Annotated in this window: 24 protein-coding genes; 11 read left to right on the top strand and 13 right to left on the bottom strand. The window is 73.6% G+C overall.

Annotated elements, in window-relative coordinates:
• The first annotated feature begins 34 nt into the window (after window positions 1-34).
• From DEI94_RS00345 to DEI94_RS00365, 5 genes are all read left to right on the top strand, one after another.
• Window positions 35-808 carry a uroporphyrinogen-III synthase gene (locus tag DEI94_RS00345; protein ID WP_111026563.1) on the top strand — a complete coding sequence of 258 codons (774 nt, stop codon included), beginning with the start codon at window positions 35-37 and terminating at the stop codon, window positions 806-808.
• Window positions 805-1,902 carry a porphobilinogen synthase gene (hemB, locus tag DEI94_RS00350; RefSeq protein WP_502869649.1) on the top strand — a complete coding sequence of 366 codons (1,098 nt, stop codon included), beginning with the start codon at window positions 805-807 and terminating at the stop codon, window positions 1,900-1,902. The genes DEI94_RS00345 and hemB overlap by 4 nt, the downstream gene beginning before the upstream one ends.
• Window positions 1,899-3,230, top strand: a complete 1,332-nt coding sequence (gene hemL / locus DEI94_RS00355; RefSeq protein ID WP_111026564.1) for a glutamate-1-semialdehyde 2,1-aminomutase — start codon at window positions 1,899-1,901, stop codon at window positions 3,228-3,230. The genes hemB and hemL overlap by 4 nt, the downstream gene beginning before the upstream one ends.
• Before the next feature lie 94 nt (window positions 3,231-3,324).
• Window positions 3,325-3,819, top strand: a complete 495-nt coding sequence (locus tag DEI94_RS00360; RefSeq protein ID WP_111026565.1) for a MarR family winged helix-turn-helix transcriptional regulator — start codon at window positions 3,325-3,327, stop codon at window positions 3,817-3,819.
• Between the two features lie 21 nt (window positions 3,820-3,840).
• Complete coding sequence (locus tag DEI94_RS00365; protein WP_111026566.1) at window positions 3,841-4,647, top strand: nucleotidyltransferase domain-containing protein; 807 nt, start codon at window positions 3,841-3,843, stop codon at window positions 4,645-4,647.
• A 45-nt stretch (window positions 4,648-4,692) separates the two neighbouring features.
• Here the strand turns inward: DEI94_RS00365 and DEI94_RS00370 are convergent, their stop codons facing one another.
• Window positions 4,693-6,051: a 6-phospho-beta-glucosidase gene (locus DEI94_RS00370; RefSeq protein WP_111010340.1), complete on the bottom strand. Its 1,359-nt coding sequence runs from the start codon at window positions 6,049-6,051 to the stop codon at window positions 4,693-4,695.
• Entirely contained in the window at window positions 6,048-6,824 is a 777-nt protein-coding gene (locus DEI94_RS00375; protein WP_111010339.1) for a DeoR/GlpR family DNA-binding transcription regulator, read from the bottom strand. Before DEI94_RS00375 ends, DEI94_RS00370 begins: the two co-directional genes overlap by 4 nt.
• 200 nt (window positions 6,825-7,024) lie before the next feature.
• Here DEI94_RS00375 and DEI94_RS00380 point away from each other — a divergent pair, with 200 nt between their 5' ends.
• From DEI94_RS00380 to DEI94_RS00395, 4 genes are all read left to right on the top strand, one after another.
• Complete coding sequence (locus DEI94_RS00380) at window positions 7,025-8,083, top strand: carbohydrate kinase family protein (protein ID WP_111026567.1); 1,059 nt, start codon at window positions 7,025-7,027, stop codon at window positions 8,081-8,083.
• Window positions 8,084-8,168: 85 nt separating this feature from the next.
• Window positions 8,169-9,530, top strand: coding sequence for an extracellular solute-binding protein (locus DEI94_RS00385; protein ID WP_111026568.1), 1,362 nt, complete (start codon window positions 8,169-8,171; stop codon window positions 9,528-9,530).
• 2 nt (window positions 9,531-9,532) lie between these two features.
• Complete coding sequence (locus tag DEI94_RS00390; RefSeq protein WP_111026569.1) at window positions 9,533-10,471, top strand: carbohydrate ABC transporter permease; 939 nt, start codon at window positions 9,533-9,535, stop codon at window positions 10,469-10,471.
• Complete coding sequence (locus DEI94_RS00395) at window positions 10,468-11,292, top strand: carbohydrate ABC transporter permease (RefSeq protein WP_111011977.1); 825 nt, start codon at window positions 10,468-10,470, stop codon at window positions 11,290-11,292. The genes DEI94_RS00390 and DEI94_RS00395 overlap by 4 nt, the downstream gene beginning before the upstream one ends.
• Window positions 11,293-11,326: 34 nt before the next feature.
• Here the strand turns inward: DEI94_RS00395 and DEI94_RS00400 are convergent, their stop codons facing one another.
• The 7 genes from DEI94_RS00400 to DEI94_RS00430 all read right to left on the bottom strand — a co-directional run bounded on the left by DEI94_RS00400 (window position 11,327) and on the right by DEI94_RS00430 (window position 16,605).
• Window positions 11,327-12,130 carry an ABC transporter ATP-binding protein gene (locus tag DEI94_RS00400; RefSeq protein ID WP_220037868.1) on the bottom strand — a complete coding sequence of 268 codons (804 nt, stop codon included), beginning with the start codon at window positions 12,128-12,130 and terminating at the stop codon, window positions 11,327-11,329.
• A 5-nt stretch (window positions 12,131-12,135) separates the two neighbouring features.
• Window positions 12,136-12,858 (bottom strand): GntR family transcriptional regulator, encoded by a 723-nt coding sequence (locus DEI94_RS00405; RefSeq protein WP_220038795.1) that lies wholly within the window; start codon window positions 12,856-12,858, stop codon window positions 12,136-12,138.
• Between the two features lie 110 nt (window positions 12,859-12,968).
• The gene (locus DEI94_RS00410; RefSeq protein ID WP_111026571.1) at window positions 12,969-13,958 is read right to left on the bottom strand and encodes an acrylyl-CoA reductase family protein; all 990 of its coding nucleotides are present in this window, start codon (window positions 13,956-13,958) and stop codon (window positions 12,969-12,971) included.
• Window positions 13,959-13,988: 30 nt separating this feature from the next.
• Entirely contained in the window at window positions 13,989-14,972 is a 984-nt protein-coding gene (locus DEI94_RS00415; RefSeq protein ID WP_111010331.1) for an aldo/keto reductase, read from the bottom strand.
• Between the two features lie 38 nt (window positions 14,973-15,010).
• Entirely contained in the window at window positions 15,011-15,271 is a 261-nt protein-coding gene (locus DEI94_RS00420; protein WP_111026572.1) for a Txe/YoeB family addiction module toxin, read from the bottom strand.
• Entirely contained in the window at window positions 15,268-15,519 is a 252-nt protein-coding gene (locus DEI94_RS00425; protein ID WP_111010329.1) for a type II toxin-antitoxin system Phd/YefM family antitoxin, read from the bottom strand. The genes DEI94_RS00420 and DEI94_RS00425 overlap by 4 nt, the downstream gene beginning before the upstream one ends.
• 57 nt (window positions 15,520-15,576) lie before the next feature.
• Complete coding sequence (locus DEI94_RS00430; protein WP_111026573.1) at window positions 15,577-16,605, bottom strand: 6-phosphofructokinase; 1,029 nt, start codon at window positions 16,603-16,605, stop codon at window positions 15,577-15,579.
• 124 nt (window positions 16,606-16,729) lie between these two features.
• Between DEI94_RS00430 and DEI94_RS00435 the strand changes: the two genes are divergently transcribed.
• Window positions 16,730-17,701 (top strand): DNA-3-methyladenine glycosylase family protein, encoded by a 972-nt coding sequence (locus DEI94_RS00435; RefSeq protein ID WP_502869653.1) that lies wholly within the window; start codon window positions 16,730-16,732, stop codon window positions 17,699-17,701.
• A gap of 126 nt (window positions 17,702-17,827) precedes the next feature.
• Window positions 17,828-21,379 (top strand): proline dehydrogenase family protein, encoded by a 3,552-nt coding sequence (locus DEI94_RS00440; protein WP_111026574.1) that lies wholly within the window; start codon window positions 17,828-17,830, stop codon window positions 21,377-21,379.
• Between the two features lie 62 nt (window positions 21,380-21,441).
• On the opposite strand, the gene DEI94_RS00445 is transcribed toward DEI94_RS00440, so the two are convergent.
• The 4 genes from DEI94_RS00445 to DEI94_RS00460 all read right to left on the bottom strand — a co-directional run bounded on the left by DEI94_RS00445 (window position 21,442) and on the right by DEI94_RS00460 (window position 24,026).
• Entirely contained in the window at window positions 21,442-22,239 is a 798-nt protein-coding gene (locus tag DEI94_RS00445; RefSeq protein ID WP_111026575.1) for a YqjF family protein, read from the bottom strand.
• Entirely contained in the window at window positions 22,236-23,096 is an 861-nt protein-coding gene (locus tag DEI94_RS00450; protein WP_111026576.1) for a nitroreductase family protein, read from the bottom strand. The genes DEI94_RS00445 and DEI94_RS00450 overlap by 4 nt, the downstream gene beginning before the upstream one ends.
• Before the next feature lie 64 nt (window positions 23,097-23,160).
• Entirely contained in the window at window positions 23,161-23,586 is a 426-nt protein-coding gene (locus DEI94_RS00455; protein WP_220038796.1) for a hypothetical protein, read from the bottom strand.
• Window positions 23,587-23,588: 2 nt separating this feature from the next.
• A complete protein-coding gene (locus tag DEI94_RS00460; RefSeq protein ID WP_111010397.1) occupies window positions 23,589-24,026 on the bottom strand; it encodes an Lrp/AsnC family transcriptional regulator in 438 nt (145 codons plus the stop codon).
• Window positions 24,027-24,269: the final 243 nt, after the last annotated feature.

A 24,269-nucleotide genomic window follows, 5' to 3' on the forward strand; every position in this document is an offset into this window, starting at 1 on the left:
CACCGGCGCCGGAACTCCCGCGACGAGCACGGGCGTGCGCGCCGGCGGCGGTCCGGCGGCCCGGGACGCCCGGCGTCCCACCGTGCTCGTCCCGCGCGGCGGCACCTGGGGCGAGCGGGTCGCCCGGGAGGCCCGGCACCGGGCCCTGGAACCGCTCGTCGTCCCGCTCATCACCGACACCGACCCCGCCGACCCCGCCGCGTTCGCGGCCGCCGTCGACGCCCTCGCCGCCGGGACGTACGCCTGGATCGTCGTGACGAGTGCGACGGCGGTGCGGCGCGTGGCGGAGCGGTTGTCGGGCCTCCCGGCCGGAACGCGGGTGGCGGCCGTGGGCCACGCGACCGCGGCGGCGTGTACCGATGCCGGGTGGCGGGTCGACCTGGTGCCGGCCGCGGCGTCAGCGGCCGACCTGGCCGCCGTGGTGCCGAGCACGGCGGGCCGGGTGCTGTTCCCGCGGAGCGCGATCGCGGCCCCGACGCTCGTCGCGGGGTTGCGTGCCCGCGGCCTCGACGTGGACGACGTCGAGGCGTACCGTACCGTGGGGACCGGCACCGGACCGGTCGTGGTGCCCCGCCCACCGGACGCCGTGCTCGTCACGAGCGGCAGTGTCGCGGGCGAGGTCGCGGCCCGGCTCGTCCCGCTCGACGACCGGACCCGGCTCGTGTGCATCGGGCCCGGGACCGCCGCCGACGCCCGCGCGCTCGGCCTCCCCGTCCACGGCGTCGCCGCCGCCCGGACCACCGCATCGTTGCTCGACGCCGTCGTCGAGGTCCTCGCCCCGCTCCTCGACACACAACCAGGAAGGTGACCGTGTCCGCACCTCACTCCCCCGTCGGCCAGTTCCCCCAGGTGCGCCCGCGCCGTCTCCGCGCGACGCCCGCGATGCGTCGGCTCGTGGCCGAGACCCGTCTGCACCCCGCCGAGCTGATCCTGCCGATGTTCATCCGCGAGGGCGCCGACGCCGCGGTGCCGATCACGAGCATGCCCGGGGTGGAGCAGCACTCGCTCGACTCGTTCCGGCGCGCGCTCGTCGAGGCCGCCGAGGTCGGCATCGGCGGCGTGAACCTCTTCGGCGTCCCGCAGCACAAGGACGCCACCGGGTCCGGCGCGACCGACCCGGACGGCATCCTCAACGTGGCGATCCGTGTGGCGAAGGAGGAGGTGGGCGACGCGCTCGTGGTCCAGTCCGACCTGTGCCTCGACGAGTTCACCGACCACGGTCACTGCGGGGTGCTCGCTGCGGACGGCTCGGTCGACAACGACGCGACGCTCGAGCGCTACCGCGACATGGCGGTGGCCCAGGCCGAGGCCGGCGCCGAGCTCGTGTGCATGAGCGGGATGATGGACGGCCAGATCGCCGCCGCCCGCGACGCGTTGGACGGCGCCGGTCACCCGGGCACGGCCCTCCTGGCGTACGCGGCGAAGTACGCGAGCGCGTTCTACGGGCCGTTCCGCCAGGCCGTCGCGTCGACGCTCGTCGGCGACCGCCGCACTTACCAGATCGACTCCGGCAACGGGCGTGAGGGCCTGCGCGAGGTCGAGCTCGACATCGAGGAGGGCGCGGACGTCGTCATGGTGAAGCCCGCGATGAGCTACCTCGACGTGCTCGCCGCCGCCACGGCGATCTCGCCGGTGCCGGTGTGGGCCTACCAGATCAGCGGCGAGTACGCGATGATCACGGCGGCCGCGCAGAACGGCTGGATCGACCGCGACGCCGCCGCGATGGAGAGCGTCCTCGGCATCAAGCGTGCCGGTGCGGACGCGATCCTGACCTACTTCGCCGTCGACCTGGCGAAGCGGCTGCGCCAGGAGTCCGGTGCGAGCGGCCGGGTCAGCGGCGCCACCCCGGCGGCCGGTGCCGAGACCGTGGAACTCTCGAGCGTGGGGAAGTCGACCCGATGACGACGAACGAGGAGCTGTTCGGTCGCGCGAAGCACGCGATCCCCGGCGGCGTGAACTCCCCGGTGCGGGCCTACGGCTCGGTCGGCGGGACGCCCCGCTTCCTCGTGGCCGCGCAGGGGCCGTACGTGACCGACGCCGAGGGGCGCGAGTACGTCGACCTCGTGGCGTCGTGGGGTCCGGCGATCCTCGGGCACGCCCATCCCGGCACGGTCGCCGCTGTGCAGGAGGCCGCTGCCCGTGGGCTCTCGTTCGGTGCCTCCACGCCGGGCGAGACCGAGCTCGCGGAACTCGTCGAGCAGCGCGTCCGGGTCGGCGGCGCCGGTCCGATCGAGAAGCTCCGGCTCGTCTCGACCGGGACCGAGGCGACGATGACCGCGATCCGCCTGGCCCGTGGCTACACCGGCCGGGACCTGCTCGTGAAGTTCGCCGGGCACTACCACGGCCACTCGGACTCCCTGCTCGCCGAGGCCGGGTCGGGTGTCGCCACGCTCGCACTGCCCGGATCCGCGGGCATCACCGCCGAGACCGCCGCGCAGACCCTCGTGCTGCCGTACAACGACCTCGACGCCGTCCGGGCCGCGTTCGACGAGCACCACGAGCGGATCGCCGCGGTGATCGTCGAGGCCGCCGCCGCGAACATGGGCGTGCTCGCACCCGAGCCGGGGTTCAACCGGGCGCTCGCGCAGATCGTCCAGGAGCAGGGCGCGCTGCTCATCCTCGACGAGGTCCTCACCGGGTTCCGCGTCGGCCCGGCCGGATGGTGGGGGCTCGAGGCCGCCGGTGTCGTCCCCGACGGCACCGGATGGCAGCCGGACCTCATCACGTTCGGCAAGGTCGTCGGCGGCGGGATGCCCCTGGCGGCCCTGGGCGGTCGGGCCGAGGTCATGGACTTCCTGGCGCCGCTCGGTCCCGTGTACCAGGCGGGGACCCTGTCCGGGAACCCGCTCGCCGTCGCGGCCGGGCTCGCCACGCTCCGCGCCGCCGACGACGCCGTGTACGCGCACCTCGACCGCACCGCCGACCTGCTGTCCGGCGCGGTCTCCGCGGCGCTGACCGCCGAGGGCGTCGCCCACACCGTGCAGCGCGCCGGGAACCTGTTCTCGTTCGCGTTCACCGCCGAGCCGCCGCGGACCTACGACGACGTCCGTGCGCAGGAGGCCTGGCGGTACCCGCCGTTCTTCCACGCCATGCTCGATGCGGGCGTCACGCTGCCGCCGAGCGTGTTCGAGGCGTGGTTCCTGACGGCCGCGCACGACGACCGCGCCATCGGTCGCGTCCTGGAGGCCCTGCCCGCCGCCGCCAGGGCTGCTGCCGCCGCCTCGGCGTAGGCAGGGCCGGGAGCGGGCCGCTGGTCGGCCGGTCCCCGTCGCGGGTCGGCCGGCCCTGTCGCGAACGCCTCCGCTGTGTCAGTCTGGGGATCCCATGGACGCCGCCGCCGAGGACCTGACCGCCGTGCTCTCGCCGTCGGCAGCCGTGCTCGCCTCGCGGGCGATGCTCGGGATCGTCGCCGCCTCGCTCGAGTCCGCGCTCGAGCAGGTGACCGTCCCGCAGCTCCGGATCCTCGTGGTGCTCGTGGCGCGTGGGCCGGTCCGCGCGGGGGTCCTCGCCGAGGAGACCGGTGCGAGTCCGTCGACGCTCACGCGGACGGTCGACCGCCTGGAGCGGGACGGCTGGGTCCGGCGGAACAGCGCGCCGAGTTCCCGCCGCGAGACCCTGGTGGTGCCGACGCGACGGGCGATCGCGCTCGTCGAGGACGTGACGCGCCGGCGGACCGAGGGGATCGAGCGGGTCCTGGCCCGGCTGTCCGACCAGGATCGGGCGGCCGTCGTGCGCGGATTCGACCTGTTCAGCGGAGCCGCCGGCGAGTTCGACCGGCGGCGGCTGCTCGGGCTCGGCATCGGCGACGAGCGCGGCTGACGGATGCCGGAGCGCTGACCGATGTCCTCCCCCCAGCACACCCTCGACGACGACGCGTTCCTCGACCACGTCGCCGATCGCCTGGCAGCGCTCCCCGGCGTGGAGGCCGTCGCACTCGGCGGTTCCCGAGCGCAGGGGACGAACCGCCCGGACAGTGACTGGGACGTGGCGGTCTACCACCGCGACGCGTTCGATCCGCAGGTCGTCCGGGACCTCGGGTGGCCCGGGCACCTGACCGGACTCGGTGGCTGGGGCAGGATCTTCAACGGTGGCGGCGCGGTCACCGTGGACGGACGGTCCGTCGACATCCACTACCGCGACCTCGACCTCATCGACGCGGTCCACGACGACGCCGTCCGCGGACGGTTCACCATCGAGCCCCTGCTGTTCCACCAGGCGGGCCTGCCGAGCACCATCCTCCTGGCGGAACTGGCCTCGAACCGCACCCTCCGTGGGCAGGTGCCCCGGTGGGAGTACCCGGAGGCGCTCCGCACGGCCGCCCCCGGCGTGTGGTGGACGAACGCCGACCTGACCCTGCACTACGCGAAGGAAGGCCACGCCCGCCACGGACGGGTCGCGCAGTGCGCGGGTCTCATCAGCGAGGCCGCGTGCCACGCCGGGCACGCCGTCCTGGCACGTCGCGGCGAGTGGGTGACGAACGAGAAGCGACTCCTCGCCCGGGCGGGGCTGTCGGGCATCGACGACGTGGTGGCGGGTCTGGGGACCGAGGTGCCGGACCTCCTCCGCGGCGCGGACCGGGCGCGGGCGTTCCTCGAGGCGGCGGTCCGGCGCGAGGGGATCGGGGGCGAGCCGCCCCGCGCCGGGTGAACCGACGGGTCGGCCCCGTCCGCCCACACGCCGGATCCGGCTCGGTCAGTGCGTCAGGACGGCCGCCACCTCGGGGATCCGCGCGACGTACCCGTCGAGCAACGAGCGCGCGACCGTGACGCTGTCGACGAGCGGATGGAGCGCGAACGCCTGCAGGGCCTCCGATCGCGACCCGGTGAGCCCGGCGGCGATCGTGTGCCGCTCGACGTCCTTGACCTGCGCCATGAGCCCGATCTGGTGGAGGTCCGGCTGCTCCGTCGTCAGCGGGTGCACGCCGTTCGCGTCGACCATCGTGGGCACCTCGACCACGGCGTCGTCGGGCAGGCCCTGGATCGTGCCGCGGTTCCGGACGTTGAGGATCATCGTCTGCCGCTCGTTCCGGCTGATCGCGGCCATCACGCCGAGGGCGACCCCCGCGTAGCCCTGGTGCGCGGGGTCGGTCTCGCGCTCCTTCGGGTCGACGGGCTCGTCCTGCGTGCCGCCCTTCGCCTCGGCCATGTACGAGGCACTGCGCCGGGCGACGGTCTCGCGCCAGAGATCGGCGACCCCGTTCCCCGCGGCCGTGGCCCGGTCGTAGAAGGCGCCCTGGGACTCGGCGAGGAAGTCACCGCGGGTCTTGCCGGAGTCGATGATCGTCCGCACGGCGTCGCGGTTGAAGTAGTAGTAGAAGAGGTACTCGTTCGGGATCGCGCCGAGGGAGCGGATCCAGTCGAGTCCGAAGACGTGGCCCTCCTCCATGGCAGCGAGGCGGGCGTCGTCGGCCAGCAGCTCGGGCAGGACGTCGCGGCCGTCGTACAGGACGCGGCGCATCCAGCCGAGGTGGTTGAGCCCGACGTAGTCCATCTGCACCCGCGTGTGGTCGAGCCCGAGGGTGCCCGCGACGCGACGCCCGAGACCGGACGGGGTGTCGCAGATGCCGAGCACGCGGTCGCCGAGCACGGTCTGCATCGCCTCGGTGATGATGCCCGCGGGGTTCGTGAAGTTCATGACGTAGGCGTCGGGTGCGAGGTCCGCGATGACCCGGGCCGCCTCGACCATGACCGGGACGGTGCGGATCGCGTACGCGAGGCCGCCGGGTCCCGTGGTCTCCTGGCCGAGCACGTCGAGGTCGAGGGCGACGTGCTCGTCGCAACGCCGTCCCTCCAGGCCGCCGACGCGGAGCGCGGCGAACACGTACTGGCTCCCCGCCACGGCGTCCTGGAGGACCGTGGTCGGCACGAGTCGCGGCGCATCCTCGAACCCGGCCGCGAGCTCGGTGAGGATCGCGACCATGGCGGCGAGGCGGCGTTCGTCGACGTCGTACAGCGCGACCTCGTCCACGCGGGGCGTGCCGGTGTCGCGGAGCAGCGCCTGGTACACGTACGGCGTGCGGAACCCGCCGCCTCCGAGGATGCAGAGCTTCATGCGATGGTGACCTCTCCGCCGGCGTTCCGGCACAGTGCGAGCGTGTCGTCGGGGGCGCCCGTGGTGGTGACCAGGGCGTCGACGTCGGTGAGGGAGCAGAGCCGGAGGGCTCCGGTCCCGGGGAACTTGGCCTCGGACGCGAGCAGGACGACCTTGTCCGACGCCGCGATCATCGACTGCTTGATGGGGGCCTCCACGGCCATGTTGTCGACGACGTGCCCGTTCGCGCGCACCCCGGTGCACGACAGGAACAGGACATCGGCGCTGATCTGGCTCAGCGCGAGCTCGGCGAGGGACCCGACGAGCGTGCGGTAGTTGCGGCGGACCACGCCGCCGAGCAGGACGAGCCGCACGGCGCGGTCGTCGCGGAGCTCGTCGAAGACGGCGAGGTTCGAGGTGACGACGGTGACGTCACGGCCGTGCAGGCGGCGCGCGAGCAGCGGCGTCGTGGTGCCGATGTCGAGCAGCACGACGTTCCCGTCGGCGACCATCGCGGCCGCGGCCTCGGCCATCCGTTCCTTGAGATCGAGGTCGCGCCCGTCGTCGAACGGCCCCTCGGCGCGGACGCGGCCGTGGTCCTCGACGGTCGTACCGGGCTTCAGGACCGCACCGCCGTACGTGCGGGTCAGCTCGCCGTTGCGGTCGAGCACCTCGAGGTCGCGGCGGATCGTCGCCTCGCTCACGTCGAGCGCGGCGGCGAGTTCCCGCACGGAGGCGGCACCCTCGGCGCGCAGGGCGCTGATGATGCGGTTCTGCCGTTCGCGCAGGATCATGCCGTCACTCTAACCACGCCGTGCTCGACTTCGGGCAAACCCGAGCAGAACCGCACCGGAGATGAACAGGATTAACAGAACCGCGTCACTTCGGTAATGTGCCGGAAACACCGAGTGCACAGGCTTGCAGGACATCGGGCGGAACCGCGACGTCGTGCAGCACGCACCCGGACGCGGAACCGCGATGACGAGGAGCCTCCGTGACCGACAGCCAGCGCGCCGACCCCGGCGGGACGGACCTGCCCGCCACCGGCCTGCCCCGCGCCGCCGGCCTGCCCGGTGCGGCGGGCCTGCCCGCTGCGGCCGACCTGCCCGGTGCGATCGACCTGCTGTTCGCGGGCGACGTCTTCTGCGACGTCGTGTTCTCGGGCGTCTCCGTGCCCGAACCCGGCACCGAGGTGTACGCCGACGGGTTCACCGTGACGCCCGGCGGTGTCGCGAACCGCGCGGTCGCCGCGGCCCGGGCCGGTGCGAGCACGCGGATCCTCGCCCGCCTCGGCGACGACCCGCTGGGCACCCACGTCCGCGCCGTGCTCGACGCCGAGCCGGACCTCGACACGAGCCTGCTCGAGCTGGTGCCCGGACACCAGAGCCCCGTCACGGTGGCCCTCACCGGTGCGCACGACCGGAGCTTCATCACCTACCAGGAGGCCCTCGGGCACCTCGAGCTCCCGGACGACCTCGGGCCCGTCGGCGCGACGCACGTCGGCATCGCGCACGAGCTGCCGCCATGGGTCGCCCGGCTGCGCGCGGCGGGCACGACCGTCGTCGGCGGTGTCGGCTGGGACCACACCGGCGAGTGGGGGTCGCACGTGCTCGACCGCCTCGCCGAGGTCGACGTGTTCGTGCCGAACGACGTCGAGGCGATGCGCTACACCCGCACCGACGACGCCGTCGCCGCCGCACGCGTGCTCGCCGAGCGGGTCCCGCTCGCCGTCGTCACGCGTGGCGCGGCGGGCGTCGTCGCCGTCGACGGCGGCACCGGTACGGTGGTCGAGGTCCCGACCGTGACCGTCCCGGTCGTCGACCCCACCGGCGCCGGCGACGTCTTCGTCGCCACGTTCATGGCGTCGTCATCGCGCGGCTGGGACCTCCGCACGCGCCTCCGGTTCGCGGGGCTGTGCGCGTCGATGTCCGTCACCGGACTCGGCGGTGCCGCGAGCGCACCACGACCCGCCGACCTCGTCGCGTTCGTCGACCGGCACCGTCCGGACGGCGACTGGGCGTTCCTCCGGGAGGCCCTGCTCCCGGCCGCCTGACCGGCCCGCTCCGTCACCACCACCACACCCGCCCACCACCTCCACCGCCGCCGCGCTCCCCGCGACCCGGAGATCGGAACGAACCATGAAGACCACCAGGAAGGCACCGCTCCTCGTCGGTGTGGCGACCGCGCTCGCGCTCGGCCTCGCAGCGTGCACCCCCGGCGGCACGTCCGCCTCGAGCGACCAGAGCCTCGGCCCCGTGTCGAAGAGCGTCGGATTGGGCCGGACGACCCTGACGGTGTGGGACCAGAACACCGACGGCGGCATCGACGAGGCGCAGCAGCAGCTCAACGCGGCGTTCGAGAAGGCGCACCCGAACATCACCGTCAAGCGGGTCTCGCGGTCGTTCGCGGACCTCAAGACGACGCTGAAGCTCGCGCTCTCCGGGGACAACCCGCCCGACGTCGTGCAGGCGAACCAGGGGTACCCGGACATGGGCGCGTTCGTCAAGGCCGGACTGCTCCGTCCCGTCGACGACTACGCGAAGCTGTACGGCTGGAACGACTACTACCCGTCGAGCCTGCTCAAGCTCAACTCGTTCTCGTCGAACGGCACGACCTGGCAGGGCGACCACCTGTACGGCGTCTCGCAGACGGGTGAGCTCGTCGGGCTGTACTACGACAAGGCGGTGCTCGCGAAGGCCGGGATCACGAACCTCCCGACGACCGTGTCCGAGCTCACCGACGACATGGCGAAGGTCAAGGCCGCCGGATCGCTGCCGCTCAGCTACGGCGACGTCGAGAAGAGCCCGGGCATCCACCTGTACGGCTTCGTGCTCTCGGCGCTCGCCGGACACGACGCGGTGAACGACCTCGTCACGTCGGAACGCGGCTCGTGGACCGGCTCCGACGAGGTCACCGCGGCGAAGACGATCCAGGGCTGGCAGGAGAAGGGCTACATCACGCCGGGCGCCAACGGGGTCTCGCGTGACGACGCCGTCGCGGCCTTCGGCAAGGGGCAGTCCGCGTTCCTCGTGACCGGGACCTGGTACGAGGCGACGCTCGAGGCCGCCGCCGCCGCGAAGGACATCGGCTTCACGGCGCTCACCCCGAAGGGCTCGGACACGCCGGTCACCATGGGCGGCGAGGGGCTCGCGTGGGCGCTGACCTCGAAGACGAAGCACCCGGACGCCGCGGCCGCGTACGTCGACTTCATCACGAACGCGAAGGCGTCCGAGACCCTCGTGAAGACGGGCAACCTGCCCACCGTCGTCCCGAGCAGCGACACCCCGGCCTCGGGCACGATCTCGGGCGACATCACGAGCGAGTACAAGGAGATCTCGCAGGCGAACGGCATCACGCCCTACCTCGACTACGCGACCCCGACGTTCTACGACACCCTCACCGCCGCGGCGCAGGACCTCGTCGCGGGCAAGGCGACGCCGCAGGAGTTCACGCAGACCCTGCAGACGGACTACGCGGCGTTCGGCAAGAGCCGCGGCTGAGCATGGTCGACGCCCTGCCCCGGGTCACCGCACCCGCACCCGCGGTCCGCGTTCGGACGCAGCCGCGGCGGCGACGCAGGCGCAGCCTCGTCCCGTACCTGTACGTGCTGCCCGCGTTCGTCGTGTTCGCGGTGTTCCTCGGGTGGCCGTTCCTGCAGACGGTGCAGTACTCGTTCTTCGACTGGGACGGCCTGTCGACCGCGACCTGGGCTGGGTTCGCGAACTACGTCGACGTCGTGCAGGACGCCGAGCTCCGCGGGGCGTTCCTCCACGCCCTCGTGCTCATGGTGTTCTACTGCGCGGTGCCGGTCGCGCTCGCGTTGTTCCTGACGGCGCTCATCTCGCGGGCGAACGCGCTGCCGGGGATGAGCGTGTTCCGGACCGTGCTGTTCCTGCCGCAGGTCATCGCGTCGGTCGTCGTCGCGACGATCTGGGTGTCGATCTACTCCACCGACGGCCTGCTCAACCAGGTCCTCCGGCTCGTCGGACTCGGCGGCCTGGCGCGGGTGTGGCTCGGCGACTACGGCACGGCGCTGCCCGCGATCGGGTTCGTGGGCACGTGGCTCAACGTCGGGCTGTGCCTCGTGCTGTTCCTCTCGGGCGTCGGCAACATCGCGCCCGCGCTGTTCGAGGCGGCGCGGCTCGACGGTGCCGGGCCGGCGCGCGAGTTCTTCTCCATCACGTTGCCGTCGCTCCGCGGGCAGATCGCGGTGGCGCTGACCCTGACGATCGTGTCGGCGCTCAAGACCTTCGACCTCGTGTACATCACCACGCGCGGCGGTCCGGGCAACTCGACGACCGTACCGGCGTTCGAGGCGTACAACCGCGCGTTCAACACGGGCCAGGTCGGCGCAGCTGCCGCCGTCGCGGTCACCCTGACCGTCGTGATCATGATCGTCACGGCACTCGTGAACCGGATCCAGCCGAAGGACACCGAATGAGGATCACCACGCGCGAGAAGGTCGTCGACTACGTCGTCCTGAGCCTCTTCGCCCTGTTCGCGATCGTCCCGCTCGTCGGTGTGCTGTTCTCGGCCGTCACCCCGGCGACCGAGAACACCGGCTCGTTCACGCTGCCGACCCGGATCGACCTCGGGAACTTCGGGGACGCGTGGAGCCAGGGGCACTTCGGGTCGTACATGCTGTCGAGCGTCGTCGTGACGGTGTCCGTCGTGCTGCTGACGACGGTGCTCGCGGTGTTCGCCGGGTTCGCGTTCGCGCGCCTCGACTTCGCCGGGTCCGGGATCGTGTTCTTCGTGATGCTCGCCGGGCTCATGCTGCCGGCCGAGGCGTTCATCATCCCGCTGTACTTCGACCTGCGGGGTGTGGGCCTGACGGACACGTACGAGAGCCTCATCCTGCCCCAGACCGCGCAGTCGCTCGCGTTCGGGATCTTCTGGATGCGGAACCAGTTCCGGACGTTCCCGACCGAGGTGATCGAGGCCGCGCGGCTCGACGGTGCGCGCGACGTCCGGCTGCTGTGGCGGGTCGTCGTCCCCGCGTCCATCGCGCCGATCATGACGATGGGCGTGCTCCTGGCGATGTGGACCTGGAACGAGTTCCTGCTCCCGCTCGTCCTCATCACGAGCGAGGACCACCGGACCGCGCCGCTCGGTCTCGCGTTCTTCCAGGGCCAGCACCTGACCGACTACTCGCTGCTGTCGGCCGCGGGCGTGATCGTCGCCCTCCCGATCGTCGTGCTCTACTTCTTCCTGCAGCGACGGTTCATCTCGGGCATGCTCGGCGGCGTGACCGCGAAGTAGCGCGGACCGCCGGGCCGGTGCCGCGCCTCCCGGCTCAGTCGGCGCGGCGCGCCTGCCAGCGTCCGTCGGTCCGCGTGATCGCGAGCGGGAACGCGAAGCAGGCGGACACGGCCTCGGACGTGATGACGTCGTCCGCGCGGCCCGCGGCGACCACCCCGCCGTCGCGGAGGAGCATCGCGTGCGACGTCGACGCCGGCAGGTCCTCGAGGTGGTGCGTCACCATGACGCTCGCGAGCTCGGGGTGCCGGTGGCGGAGGGCGTCGACCGTCTCGAGCAGGTGCTCGCGGGCCGCGACGTCGAGGCCGGTGGCGGGCTCGTCGAGCAGGAGCAGGCGCGGTTCGGACATGAGCGCCCGGGCGATGAGCGTGCGACCGCGCTCGCCCTGCGACAGGACGGCCCAGGACGCGTCCCACCGGTCACGCAACCCGACGTCGGCGATGTGCTCGAGGGCGAGTGCGCGCTGCTCGGGGGTCGGTTCCCACCGCATCATGAGGTCGGTCGTGCCCGTGAGCCCGGTCAGCACGGTGTCGAGGACCGAGAGCGGCGTGAGCATCCGGTGGCGCGGGTCGACGTGGCCGATGTGCTCGCGGAGCTCTCGCACGTCGGTGCGGCCGAGTCGCCGTCCGAGCAGGTCGACGCTGCCGGCGCTGGGGTGGCTCGTCGCGCCGAGCACGGCGAGCAGTGTCGACTTGCCGGCGCCGTTCGGTCCGAGGAGCGCCCAGTGCTCCCCGGCGCGCACGACGAGGTCGACCTCGTGCACGAGGTCGCGGCCGCCGCGGGTGACGCGGAGGCCCCGTGCGTCGACCAGGGGGCTGTCGGAGGTGGTGCTGGTGCTCACCCGGGTCAGATCCCGGGACCGGAGGTGATGACGAGCGCGGCTTCCTCGGGCTCGGCGGTCGCGAGGTCGGCGGCCCGGACGGCGTCGAGGTGGTCGGCCATGCCGTCGGCGAGGGCGCGGACGGCGGCGGCACCGGCCTCGCCGTCCCGGTGGGTGGCCGCGTCACGGAGGCTGGCGACCGCGTCCGCCGCGGCGGCGAACACGGGTTCGGCGCTGCCGACGGTCACGAAGCGCGCCCGGGCGAGGACCGAGGCGCTCAGCTTCGTGAGCAGCGCGTTGTCCGCGTGGTCGACGAGGAACCCGATGAGGGCGTGCACGTCGTCGTCCACGGCCCGGTCCCTCGCCGCGGCGTGGGTGCGGACGTCCGCGAGCAGGGCGTCGAGCGCGTCGGTGTCCTCGTCGGTGAACCGGGGGAACGCCCAGCGGGCGGCGAGTTCGGCGAACCCGAACAGCACCGAGAACGCCTCGTGGTACTGCCGACCGGTCGGGGTGGCGATGCGCGTGTAGCGGTTCGCCTCCATCTCGACCAGGCCGTAGTCGACGAGCTTGGCGATGGCCTCGCGGATGGGCGTGCGGGAGACGCCGAGCCAGCGCACGAGCTCGTCGTCGTTGAGCCGTTCGCCGGGCTGCAGCGTTCCGTCGTGGATCGCCGCGAGCATCTTGTCGAACACCACGTCGCGGAGCAGGCGGCGCGGTGCGGCGTCGGCGGAGGGCTGGGGGACCGGCATGGGGGCGACCTTTCGGGCACGAGGGTCGGGACGCGTACCCGAATCCTAGGAGGTGATTTCACAATCACTTGACATGCAATGCGGGGGAACCCGCGGGCGAGGTGACGGTGTCAGGCGCGCACGTCGACGACCGTGCGCCCGTGCACCCGCCCGGCCAGGACCTCCCGGCCGACGGCGACCACGTCGGCGAGTCCCACGGTCGTCGTCACCCCGTCGAGCAGCGCCGGATCGAGGTCCGCGGCGAGGAGCGCCCACGCCCGTTCGCGCAGGTCGCGCGGTGCCGCGACCGAGTCGACGCCGAGCAGCGCGACCGAGCGCAGGATGAACGGGAGGACCGACCCGGCCATCCGCGCGTCCTGCGCGAGCCCGCACGCCGTCACGGCGCCGCCCCATGCGGTCTGCGCCAGCACGTTCACGAGCGTCGCACCCCCGACGCTGTCGACCGCACCGGCCCACCGTGGGCGCTGCACCGGGCGGCCCGGGGTGTCGAAGTCGTGGCGGTCCACCACCTCGGCCGCTCCGAGCCGGCGCAGGGCCTCGGTGTGCTGCGGCCGACCCGTCGACGCGGCGACCCGGTGTCCCCGCGCCGCCAGCAGCGCGACCGCGATCGACCCGACCCCGCCCGACGCTCCCGTGACGAGCACGGTGCCGGCACCCGGCGCGACGAACCGCTCGAGCGCGAGCACGCTGAGCGCGGCCGTGTACTCGGCCGTACCGATCGCGGCGGCCCGTTGCGCCGTGATGCCCGCGGGGACCGGCAGGAGCACCGCGGCGGGGACGACCGCGAGTCCGGCGTACCCGCCGTCGCGGGTCTCGCCGAGCCCGGCGCCGTTGAGCGTCACGAGGGTGCCCGGGGGCGGGGCGGAGGCGGTGCCGTCGCCGACCGCGCGGACGGTCCCGACGACGTCGATGCCCGGTACGAGTGGGTCGGCGCGCTGCACGCCCGGGTCACCCGCCAGCGCCATGCCGTCCTTGTAGTTGACGCTCGAGTGCGTCACGTCGACCAGGACCTCGTCCGGATCCGGGGCGCCCACCTCGTGGTCCTCGACGACCGGTCCGGCACCGGTCCGGACGACGACCGCGCGCGTGCGCTCGCTCACCGGGAGGCCCGACCCGCGGTCACGGGAGCGTCACCACCGGTCGTGCACGGACGCCCGGAACCAACGGTCGTACACCTCGTGGACCCGACGGTCGAGGTCCGCCCCGAGCGCCGGCAGCGACCCCGCCGCCGCGTTCGACCGGGCCTGCTCGACGTTCCGGGCGCCCGGGATCGCCGCCGTGACGCCGTCCTGTTCGACGATCCAGGCGAGCGCGGCCTGCGGGACGGAGACGCCTTCGGGCACGGCCGCGGCGAACTCCTGCGCCGCGTGCACGCCGTCCTCGAAGTCGACACCGCTGAACGTCTCGCCCTGGTCGAACGCCTCACCGTGGCGGTTGTACGTCCGGTGGTCCTGCGAGGCGAAGGTCGTCTCGGTCGTGTACTTGCCCGAGAGCAGCCCCGAGGCGAGCGGGACGCGGGCGAGGATGCCGACCCCGGCCTCCCGGGCGGCGGGCAGGACCGCGTCGAGCGGCTTGAGGCGGAACGCGTTGAGGATGATCTGCACGCTCGCGACACCCGGCCGGGCGATCGCGGTGAGGGCCTGATCGGTCTCCTCGACGCTCACGCCGTACGCGGCGATGGAGCCGTCGGCGACCAGGGCGTCGAGCGCGTCGTACACCGCGTCGTCCTCGAACACGGCGGTCGGCGGGCAGTGGAGCTGCACGAGGTCGAGCGTGTCCTGGCCGAGGTTCCGGCGCGAGCGGTCCACCCACGTGCGGAAGTTGGCGGCGACGTAGTTCGCGGGGACCTGGTCGGCGCGGCGACCCATCTTCGTGGCGACGGTCAGTGGCACGTCCGGGTTGGCGGCGCGCCACCGACCGATGAGCTGCTCGCTCCGGCCGTCCCCGTACACGTCCGCGGTGTCGAACAGCGTGACGCCGGCCTCGGCCGAGGCGTCGAGGAGTGCCATCGCGTCGGACTCCGGCACGTCACCCCAGTCACCCCCGAGCTGCCACGTCCCGAGTCCGATGACGGACACGTCCCGACCAGTCCTGCCCAAGGTGCGACTCTGCATGGGGACGACGGTAGTCCGCGGCGCGCGGTCCGGCGTCGTCACTCGTCGTGGTGGTACCGGCACTGCGCGATGAGGACGCTGTCGTCCGTGACGCGGTACACGAGACGGTGCTCGTCCGTGATGCGCCGGGACCAGTACCCACGGAACCCGTGCTTGAGCGGCTCCGGTTTGCCGATGCCCTCGTTGCCGTTGCGCGCGATGTCACGGAGCAACCCGTTGATCCGCTTGACGATCTTCCGGTCCTGCTGTTGCCACCACTCGGAGTCGGCCCAGGCAGCGTCGTCCCAGACGTACCTCACTCGTCCAGGTCCCGCTCCGTGCCCTCCCCGCGCTCCAGGCGCTCGATCGAGGCGAGCAGCCGCCGGGCGTTCGCGGGGTTCCTCAGCAGGTAGGCGGTCTCCTTCAGGGACTCGTAGTCGTCGAGGGACACGAGCACGACCGATTCGTGGCCCGCGCGCGTGACCACGACCTCCTCGCGGTCGTCCGTGACGGCGTTGAGGGTCTCGGCGAAGTGGGAACGCGTCTCCGAGTAGCTGAGGATGCGCATTGTGACCTCCTGACGTACGCAGAATTGTACGGCAGCTGCGACGCCAGCGCCACGCGGTCAGCCGAACAGGATCGCCGCCTCGTCGTAGCGCTCCTGCGGCACCGTCTTGAGCTCGCCGATCGCGTCGGCGAACGACACGTGCACGATGTCCGTCCCGCGCAGCGCGACCATGCGGCCCCAGCGTCCCTCGACCACGGAGTCGATCGCCGCCATCCCGAGCCGCGTGGACAGCACCCGGTCGTACGACGTCGGGGTCCCGCCGCGCTGGATGTGGCCGAGCGTCGTGGCGCGGGTCTCGATGCCCGTCATGCCCTCGATGAGCGGTGCGAGGCGCTCGCCGATGCCGCCCAGGCGCGGGCGACCGAACGCGTCGAGGCCACGCTCCGAGTGCGGGTCGTCCTCCTGGTCCGGCACGAACCCCTCGGCGACGACGACGAGCGGCGCCCGACCGCGGTCGTGGGCCGAGCGCACCCAGTCCGCGATCTGCGCCATGCTCGTCTTCTGCTCGGGGATGAGGATCGCGTGCGCCCCGGCCGCCATGCCGCTGTGCAGGGCGATCCACCCGACGTGGCGTCCCATCACCTCGGCGACCATGCAGCGGCTGTGCGACTCGCCCGTCGTCCGGAGCCGGTCCATGGCGTCGGTCGCGATCTGCACCGCGGTGTCGAAGCCGAACGTGTAGTCCGTCGCGCTCAGGTCGTTGTCGACGGTCTTCGGCACCCCGACGATCTTGAGGCCCGCGTCCGTGAGGCGGCGCGCGGCGGCGAGCGTGCCCTCGCCGCCGATCGCGATGATCGCGTCGATGCCGAGCCGGTCGAGGTTCGCCGCGATCGACGCGGCGCCCCCGTTCTCACCCTCGAACGGGTTCGTCCGGCTCGTGCCGAGGATCGTCCCGCCCTGCTTGGCGATCCCCTGGATCTCCTTGCGACCGAGCGGCACGACGTCCGCCTGCACCACGCCGCGCCAGCCGTCACGGAACCCCACGAACTCGTGCCCGTGGATCGCGATGCCCTTGACGACGGCGCCGCGGATGACCGCGTTGAGCCCCGGGCAGTCGCCGCCGCTGGTGAGGATGCCGATGCGCATGAGGGAGCACTCCGTGGTGTCGGGCCCGGCCCGTCCGGCCGCGCGGTGGTCCCCATCATCGCGGACCGGGTCGACGACGGCATCCCCTCCGCTTCCCGGGAGGCCCACCCCGGCCGGTTCGGCGATGTCACCGCCGCCACGTACGATCCTCCGCGTGATCGTCGAACCTGCCGCACCCCCGGCGCAGCGACACGACACCGTCTACCGGCCCGGGCACCACGTCGACGTCCGGGCCACGCTGCGCCCGCTCATGCGCGGCACGGGGGACCCTGCCTTCCGACAGGTCGACGCCACGACCTGGCTCGCGCTCCGCACGCCCGCCGGTCCCGTGACCGTCGCCATCCGCGCCGTCGGCGACGAGGTCCGGGTGTCCACCTGGGGCGACGGCGCCGAGTGGGCGATCGAGCACGCGCCGGAACTCCTCGGTCGGGGTGACGACTGGACGGGGTTCGACGTCAGCGGCAACGCCTTCCTCGCCGCGGCGCGACACCGCCAGCCGGGGTTACGCCTCTGCCGCACGAACACCGTCGTCGCGATGCTCGTGCCCGCGATCCTCGAGCAGAAGGTCACGAGCCGCCAGGCCTGGCGCGCCTGGCGGTCCCTCGTCCGGCGGTACGGCACCCCGGCGCCGGGCCCCGCCCCCGAGGGCATGGCGGTCCCGCCCGACGCCGACACCTGGGCGCGGGTGCCGAGCTGGGAGTGGCACCGGGCGGGGATCGAGCCCGGCCGCTCGGCGACGGTGATGCGCGCCGTGCGGGTCGCCGCGTCGCTCGAGCGGACCCTGTCCCTCGGTCGTGGCGGCAGTGTCGTGGCGGAACGCCTCATGTCGATCCCGGGCATCGGCGTGTGGACCGCCGCCGAGACCACGCAGCGCTCCCACGGCGACCCGGACTCACCGAGTGTCGGCGACTACCACCTGCCGGCCGTCGTGGGATGGGCGCTCGCCGGCGCTCCGGTCGACGACGACGGCATGCTCGAGCTCCTCGAGCCGTGGCGAGGACACCGGGAACGGGTCATGCGGCTCATCACGGGCAGCGGCTTCCGGAAGCCGTCGTTCGGTCCGCGCATGACGATCCAGGACCACCGCTTCCACTGACCGGCCGCACCCGTGGTCGCCGCGGCCCTGGGCCTCCCGGTGGGGGACGGGCGACACTCGGCCCGTGTCCACCGCGCGCCGGGCGCGCCCCCAGGTCCCGTCGGACCGCCCGAATACCATCGGAGGATGCCGGACCCGCGCCTCCAGGACTGCACCGACGACGCGGTCGCCCTCGTCCGCCGTTGGACCGCGGCGGCCGCGATGCTCCGGCCGGACGCCGGGGCCGTCCGGCTCGCGGGGGTGCTCCGCGACGAGCGCGGCCTCGACGTCACGCTCGGGTTCATCGACCGCGTCGGCCGACCGCAGGACCCGAAGGTCGCCGCGCAGCACCTCGAACGACTCGCGCGTGAGGTCCCGGACCCCGTCGCCTGGCACCTCCGCGGCGCGGCCACCGTCGGCGGTGGGTTCGCGCAGATGATGCCGTGGGCCGTCGTCCCCCCGGCACGCCGTGTGCTGCGCCGCATGGCCGGACACCTCGTGGTCGACGCCGCACCGGCGCGCCTCGGCGCCGCCCTCGCCAAGCTGGCGGTCCCGGGCACGGTGCTCGACGTCCTGCCGCTCGGACGCCCGGTGTCCGGTGACGACGAGTCCGACCGGCAGCTCCGGCGCACCATCGACCTGCTCGACCGCGACGACGTGGACCGCGTCACCACCTCGGTCGCCGTGGCGCTCCCGCAGCCCGTGCTCTGGGCGTTCGACGACACCGTCGTCCGCGGAGTCGAGCGCCTGCTGCCGCTGTACCGGGCGGCCGTGGCGGGTGGCAGCCGCGTCACGCTCCGGGTGGACACCCACGACGACCTCGACCTGACGCTCGCGGTGTTCCGGACCCTGCTCGACCGGCCCGAGTTCCTCGAGCTCCCGGCGGGCCTCACCCTGCCCGCCGCGGTGCCGGACACCCGGCGTGCCCTCGACGACCTCACCGCCTGGTCGCAGGCCCGCCGCGCCCGGGGCGGATCACCGATCACCGTCCGGATCGACGCCGGCGCCGCCGACCCCGTCGAACGGGTGGAGGCCGCGCTCCACGACCGCCCGCTGGCCACGTTCGGCACCACACAGGAGATCCAGGCGGCGACCCTCCGCCTGCTCGACGCCGCGCTGACGCCCGCGCGGACGGACGCCGTCCGGATCGAGGTCCTCGGGCACGACCTGTACGACCTCGCCACCGCCCGCGTGCTCGCCGAGCGCCGTGGTGTCGTCGACGCCCTCCAACTCGGCATGCTCCTCGGCGTGGACGGCACCCACCTGCAGGCCGTCCGGGCCGACGTCGGGACGGTGTTCCTCGTCACGCCGGTCGTCGACCCCGACGAGTACGACGCCGCCGTCGGGTACCTCGCCCGGCGGTTGTACGAGCTGGCGGACCCCGAGCAGGCCGCGGGTTCCTCGACGACGACCGACACCGCGAGCGCCGGGTCCGAGCAGCGGCGCGAGCGGTACCTGGCCGCGGTCGAGGCGCTGGACGACCCCGTCCCGTCGACGTTCCGCACCCAGGACCGCACGGCCCCGCTCGGACCCCCGCCGCACGTCGCCGACTTCCACAACGCGCAGGGCACCGACCCGACCATCCGCGCCAACCGCGCCTGGGCCGGCGAGGTGCTGCGTCGCGTGCCGGGATCGTCGCTCGGTCGGCAGACGATCCGGAACGCGGGCGTCGCCGACCGGAACCGGCTCGAGCGCATCGTCGCAGCCACCGCGCAGGCGGGCGTGAACTGGGGACGGCAGGACCCGCAGGACCGCGCCGAGTTGCTCGACCTCATCGCCCACGAGCTCGAGGTCCGGCGGGGCGACCTCGTCGAGGTCGCCGTCGCCGAGACGGGCTCGACGCTCGCCGAGGCAGACGCCGAGGTGGGCCGAGCCGTCGACGCCGCACACCACGCCGCCGACCGCGCCCGGCACCTCGCGGACATCACGGGCGCGACCCCGGTGCCGCCGCGCCTCACCGTCGTCGTGCCGACCTGGACCTCCCCGATCGCCGTCGTCGCAGGGGACGTCCTGGCGGCGATCGCGGCCGGCAGCGGTGTCGTGCTCAAGCCGGCACCGGCCGCTCGGCGGACCGGTGCGCTCGTGGCCGACGTCCTGTGGGACGCCGGGGTGCCGCACTCGCTGCTCGTCCTCGTCGACCTCGACGTCGACCGGCTCGGCCGCGACCTCGTCGCCCACCCCGCGGTCGACCGCGTGCTCCTCACGGGCACGGCGGACACCGCGCGGTCCTTCGCCTGGTGGAGGGCAGGCCTCCCGCTCACCGCCGCGACGACCGGCACGAACGCGATCGTCGTCACGCCGTCCGCCGACGTCGACCTCGCCGTCCGCGACGTCGTGCGGAGCGCCTTCGCCCACGCCGGGCAGGACCGCGCCGCGGCGTCGCTCGTCGTCCTCGTCGGTGCCGTGCGTGAGGACGACCGGTTCCGCCGGCTGCTCGTCGACGCGACCTGGAGCCTCCGCGTCGCCTGGCCGGACGACCCCGCCGCCCAGATGGGACCGCTCGTCGACGAGCCCCGGGGGAGCGTGCGGCAGGCACTCACCGAGCTCGGACCGGGGGAGTCGTGGCTCCTGCAGCCGCGGCCCCTGGACGACTCCGGGCGGCTCTGGTCCCCGGGCATCCGCGACGGCGTCCGACCGGGCAGCACGTTCCACCAGACGCCCGTGCCCGCACCCGTGCTCGGGATCGTCGAGGCCGAGACCCTCGACGACGCGATCGCGATCCAGAACGGCACGGACTACGGTCTCGCCGCGGGCATCCACTCCCTCGACACCGACGAGGTCGCCCGCTGGCTCGACCGCGTGCAGGCGGGTGACCTGTTCGTGAACCGTGCGACGACCGGCACCCTGGTCCGCCGACAGCCCACCGGCGGCTGGAAGCGCTCCGCGATCGGCACCGGCACCAAGTCGGGCGCCCCGCTGTCCGTCGCGACACTCGGCCGCTGGGAGCCCACGCCGCACACCCCGCACGGCAGCATCCGACTGCACGGCGTCCCCGCCCGGATCGCGGCCGTGATCGAGGCCGCGCGGAGCGGCCTGACGTTCGAGGAGTTCGACCGGGTGCGGTCCGGGGCGCGGAGCGACGTCGCCGCGCGCTCCGCGGAGTTCGCCCGCTCGGCGGACACCGCCGGTCTCGGGGTGGAACGCAACGTGCTCCGCTACCGGCCCCAGTCGGTCATCATCCGCGCGTCCGAGGGCACGTCGGCCGGTGACCTCGTCCGCGTGCTCGTCGCCGCGGCCGCCGCCCGCGCCCACGTGCTCGTCAGCACCGCGGTGCCGTTGCCCGGCAGCCTCGTGCAGCTGTTCGCCGGTCCGCGGTCCCCGCTCCACGTCGTCGACCACGTCGTCGAGTCCGACGACGAGTGGCTCGGGCGCGCTGCGGCCGGCGCGGTGTTCCGCGAGCAGTGGTCGTCGGACGAGCCCACGCCCGAGGACGAGCTCGCCGCGGTCCTGTCGCCGACGTACGAGCCGGTGCCGCACACCGCGTTCGGCGGTCCCGGCGCCCGGATCCGCCTGCTCGGCGGCGACCCGTTGGCGCTCGAGGAGGCCCTCGGTGCCTCGATCGACGTCGCGGTGCACGCGGGCCCCGTGGTCGAGGCCGGACTCGTCGAGATGCTGCCGTTCCTCCGCGAGCAGACCGTGACGATCACGGCGCACCGGTTCGGGGTGCCGGACCGGGCGTTCGTGGAGCTGCGGGTCTGACGCGGTCGCGCCGGTCGCGCTGGTCGCGCTGGTCGCGCTGGTCGCGACCGGCGGACGTCGGCTCAGGCCGTCCCGCGGGCGAACGACGTCGTCACACCGGGCGACCACAGCACGGAGTCCGGCGGGACGTCGGCGAGCGAGCGCGGCAGCCCGACCTCGCCCATCAGGTCGTCGTGCACCGACTCGGCCGTCGCGTGGTGCAGGGGCCAAGCCGGGTGCTCGTTCGGCCAGAACCGGGTCGCCCCGAAGCGGTGGACGTGCATGCCCCACCGGGCGGTCAGGAACTGCTCGAGCGGTGACGGTTCGGCGATGGGCGCACCGACGTGCACGGCGAACCGCGAGCGCGCCGAGGACCCGTGGCGCCGCATCGCGTACGCCACGCGACCGCCCTCGCCGTGTCGGCCAGCGGCGGCACCCCGGCCGCGCGTCCCGTCCACGCCCCACCGCGTCGCCGCGTGCGCCCAGTGGTACGGCAGCCCGAGCATCGCCCGTGCCGCGACCGCCGGGAGGAACCGGCCCGCGTCCAGCGACAGGAACACGACGCCGTGCCGCCCCCGGTCGTCGACCGTGTAGACCCGCACGTTGACCTCCACGAACGTCCCGAGCCGCCGCATCGGCGCGAGCGGCGGGAACGCGGTGTCCGTGAACCGGAACCCGATGAGGCCGACCCAGGTGGTCACCCCGTCGTCGACGCCGTCCGCGCCCATGGTGTCCGGTCGGACGCCGGCCGGGAGGAGCGGGGCCACGGCCGACACGTCGACCCGCCAGTGCAGGAACACGACGTCGTGCCACCCCTGCCGGATGAACGCGCGGCCGGGCAGTGCCGGGGCGGTCGTCAGGACGGGAGCGACCCCCGTCACGACGCGTCCCTCCCCGAGGTCGTCGCGTCGGCCGCCGGGTCGTCCTCGATCGGCGTCACGAGCGGTGCGTCGTCCCAGCCCGTCTGCGGCGTGCGACACGTCCCGCGGAACACGTACTGCGACGGCCGCTTCCGCTCGTTCGACACCCAGTCGATCGCGGGGCGGCGGCGCTCGGGCGGCAGGTACCCGAGCCGGTACACGGCCATGAGCTCGAGGTCGTCCGGCACCCCGAGGACGTCCTCGACCTCGGCCCAGGCGCTCGGGATCTCCATCGGGAACGACACGAACTGGATGCCCATGCCGAGCTGGGTCGTGGCGAGCCAGATGTTCTCCATCGCCGCGCCCATGCTGAACACGGAGTAGAACGCGTTCGTCTCCTCGTGCCGGTACTCGTGCCGGTCGAGCATCACCCCCATGAGCAGCGGTGATCCCGCGACGAGCTTCCGGTTCTCCTCGCCGAGGGTCTGCGGCACCCGCAGCGTGTTCATGAGCTTCTGGCCGCGGGGCGTGAACACCTGCTTCGTGAACGGCCGGAGCGGCGCGGGCAGCTTGTCGAACAGCATGCCGTCGCGCCGGGTCTCCATCTCGGCCTTCGAGAACCGGAAGTACGGCTTGTACCGCTCGAAGAACGTGCCCTCGGCCATCGTCCGCGTCATCGACGAGCCGCTGATCGCGGCGATGCGCTCGATCGTGGGTCGCTCCTCGACGAGCACGAACCGCCACGGCTGGCTGTTGAGCTGCGAGGGCGCGCGCCCGGCGAGCTCGATCAGCAGGCGCTGGTGTTCCTCGGAGACGGGATCGGGCAGGAACGCCCCGTTCGTCGTCCGCCGCCGTCTGATCGCCTCGATGAGCTCCACTGCCGCTGTCCTTCCCGGCGGTCGGACGGGAGGCCCGGTGCGCGCGGGTGGGCCGGCTCCCGGGTCAGGAGCGCTCGGGCCGTCCCGCGCGGAGTCCGAGCACGGCGCCGAGGTAGGACGGTGCCGCCGCGACCGCGACTCTCCAGTGTGCACGCGATCGGGCGGGGATGCGCGGTGCGGCGGCGAGGGGCACGAGTGCGGGCAGGAGGAACGCCGCGGCCCGCGAGCGGGTCCACACGGGCGTCGTCACGGCGGCGCCGGTCAGGGTCGCCGTCACGACGAACAGCGCGTGGTGCACGACCCGGAGCCGCTTCGTCCGGATGACGCCGGTCGCGACCGCGGTGCCCCACGCGCAGTTCGCGAGGTAGGCGACGGTGGCGGCGGTGACCAGGAGGCGGGCCGGAGCGGTGCCCGCGCGACGGGTGCCGGGCCTCCCGGGCGAGCGCGGGGCGGAGCGGCGGACCGGCGTCCGGGTCGTGGGCGGTGCCACGCTCACAGCGACTCGCGCGAGACGAGTCGCGACAGCACGATCGCACTGCGGGTGTGGTCGACGTGCGGGGCGGAGCGGACGCGGTCGAGGGCCTCCTCGAGCGACGCGATGTCCCGACTCCGCATGTGCACGACGGCATCGGCGCTCCCGGTGACCGTTCCGGCGTCGACGACCTCGGGCACGTTCTCGAGCACGGCGCGGAGTTCGTCGGGCGAGACGGTGCCGCGGCAGTACAGCTCGACCCAGGCCTCGGTGCCGCGTTCCTCGACCGCGGGGTCGACCTTGATCGTGAACCCCTGGATGACGTCATCGGCCACCAGGCGGTCCACGCGGCGCTTCACCGCGGACGCCGAGAGCCCGACCACCGCGCCGATGTCGCCGTAGCCGGCGCGGGCGTTCTCGCGGAGTTGGTCGAGGATGCGGTGGTCGAGCGAATCCATCGCCGTCATGCTACGCGCGGTCGTTGCGTCCGCCCCGGAGCGGGCGCACGGATCCTGCGCGGACGCACATGCGATCGGCGCCGCCGCGACACCCCCACGGCGGGGTCTGTCCGCGGGGAGCGCCGCGTGGCACACTGTGCCGGGGCGTCGACCTGGTCCGCCTCGTCCACGGGTGAGTGAGCCTGCACCTCACCCCAGCGCTCCTCGAACGGTGTCCCCTGGCAGGCTCGGGTCCGCCGCCCA

It is taken from the genome of Curtobacterium sp. MCBD17_040, from assembly GCF_003234805.2.
In the GTDB taxonomy this organism is placed as follows: Bacteria; Actinomycetota; Actinomycetes; order Actinomycetales; family Microbacteriaceae; genus Curtobacterium.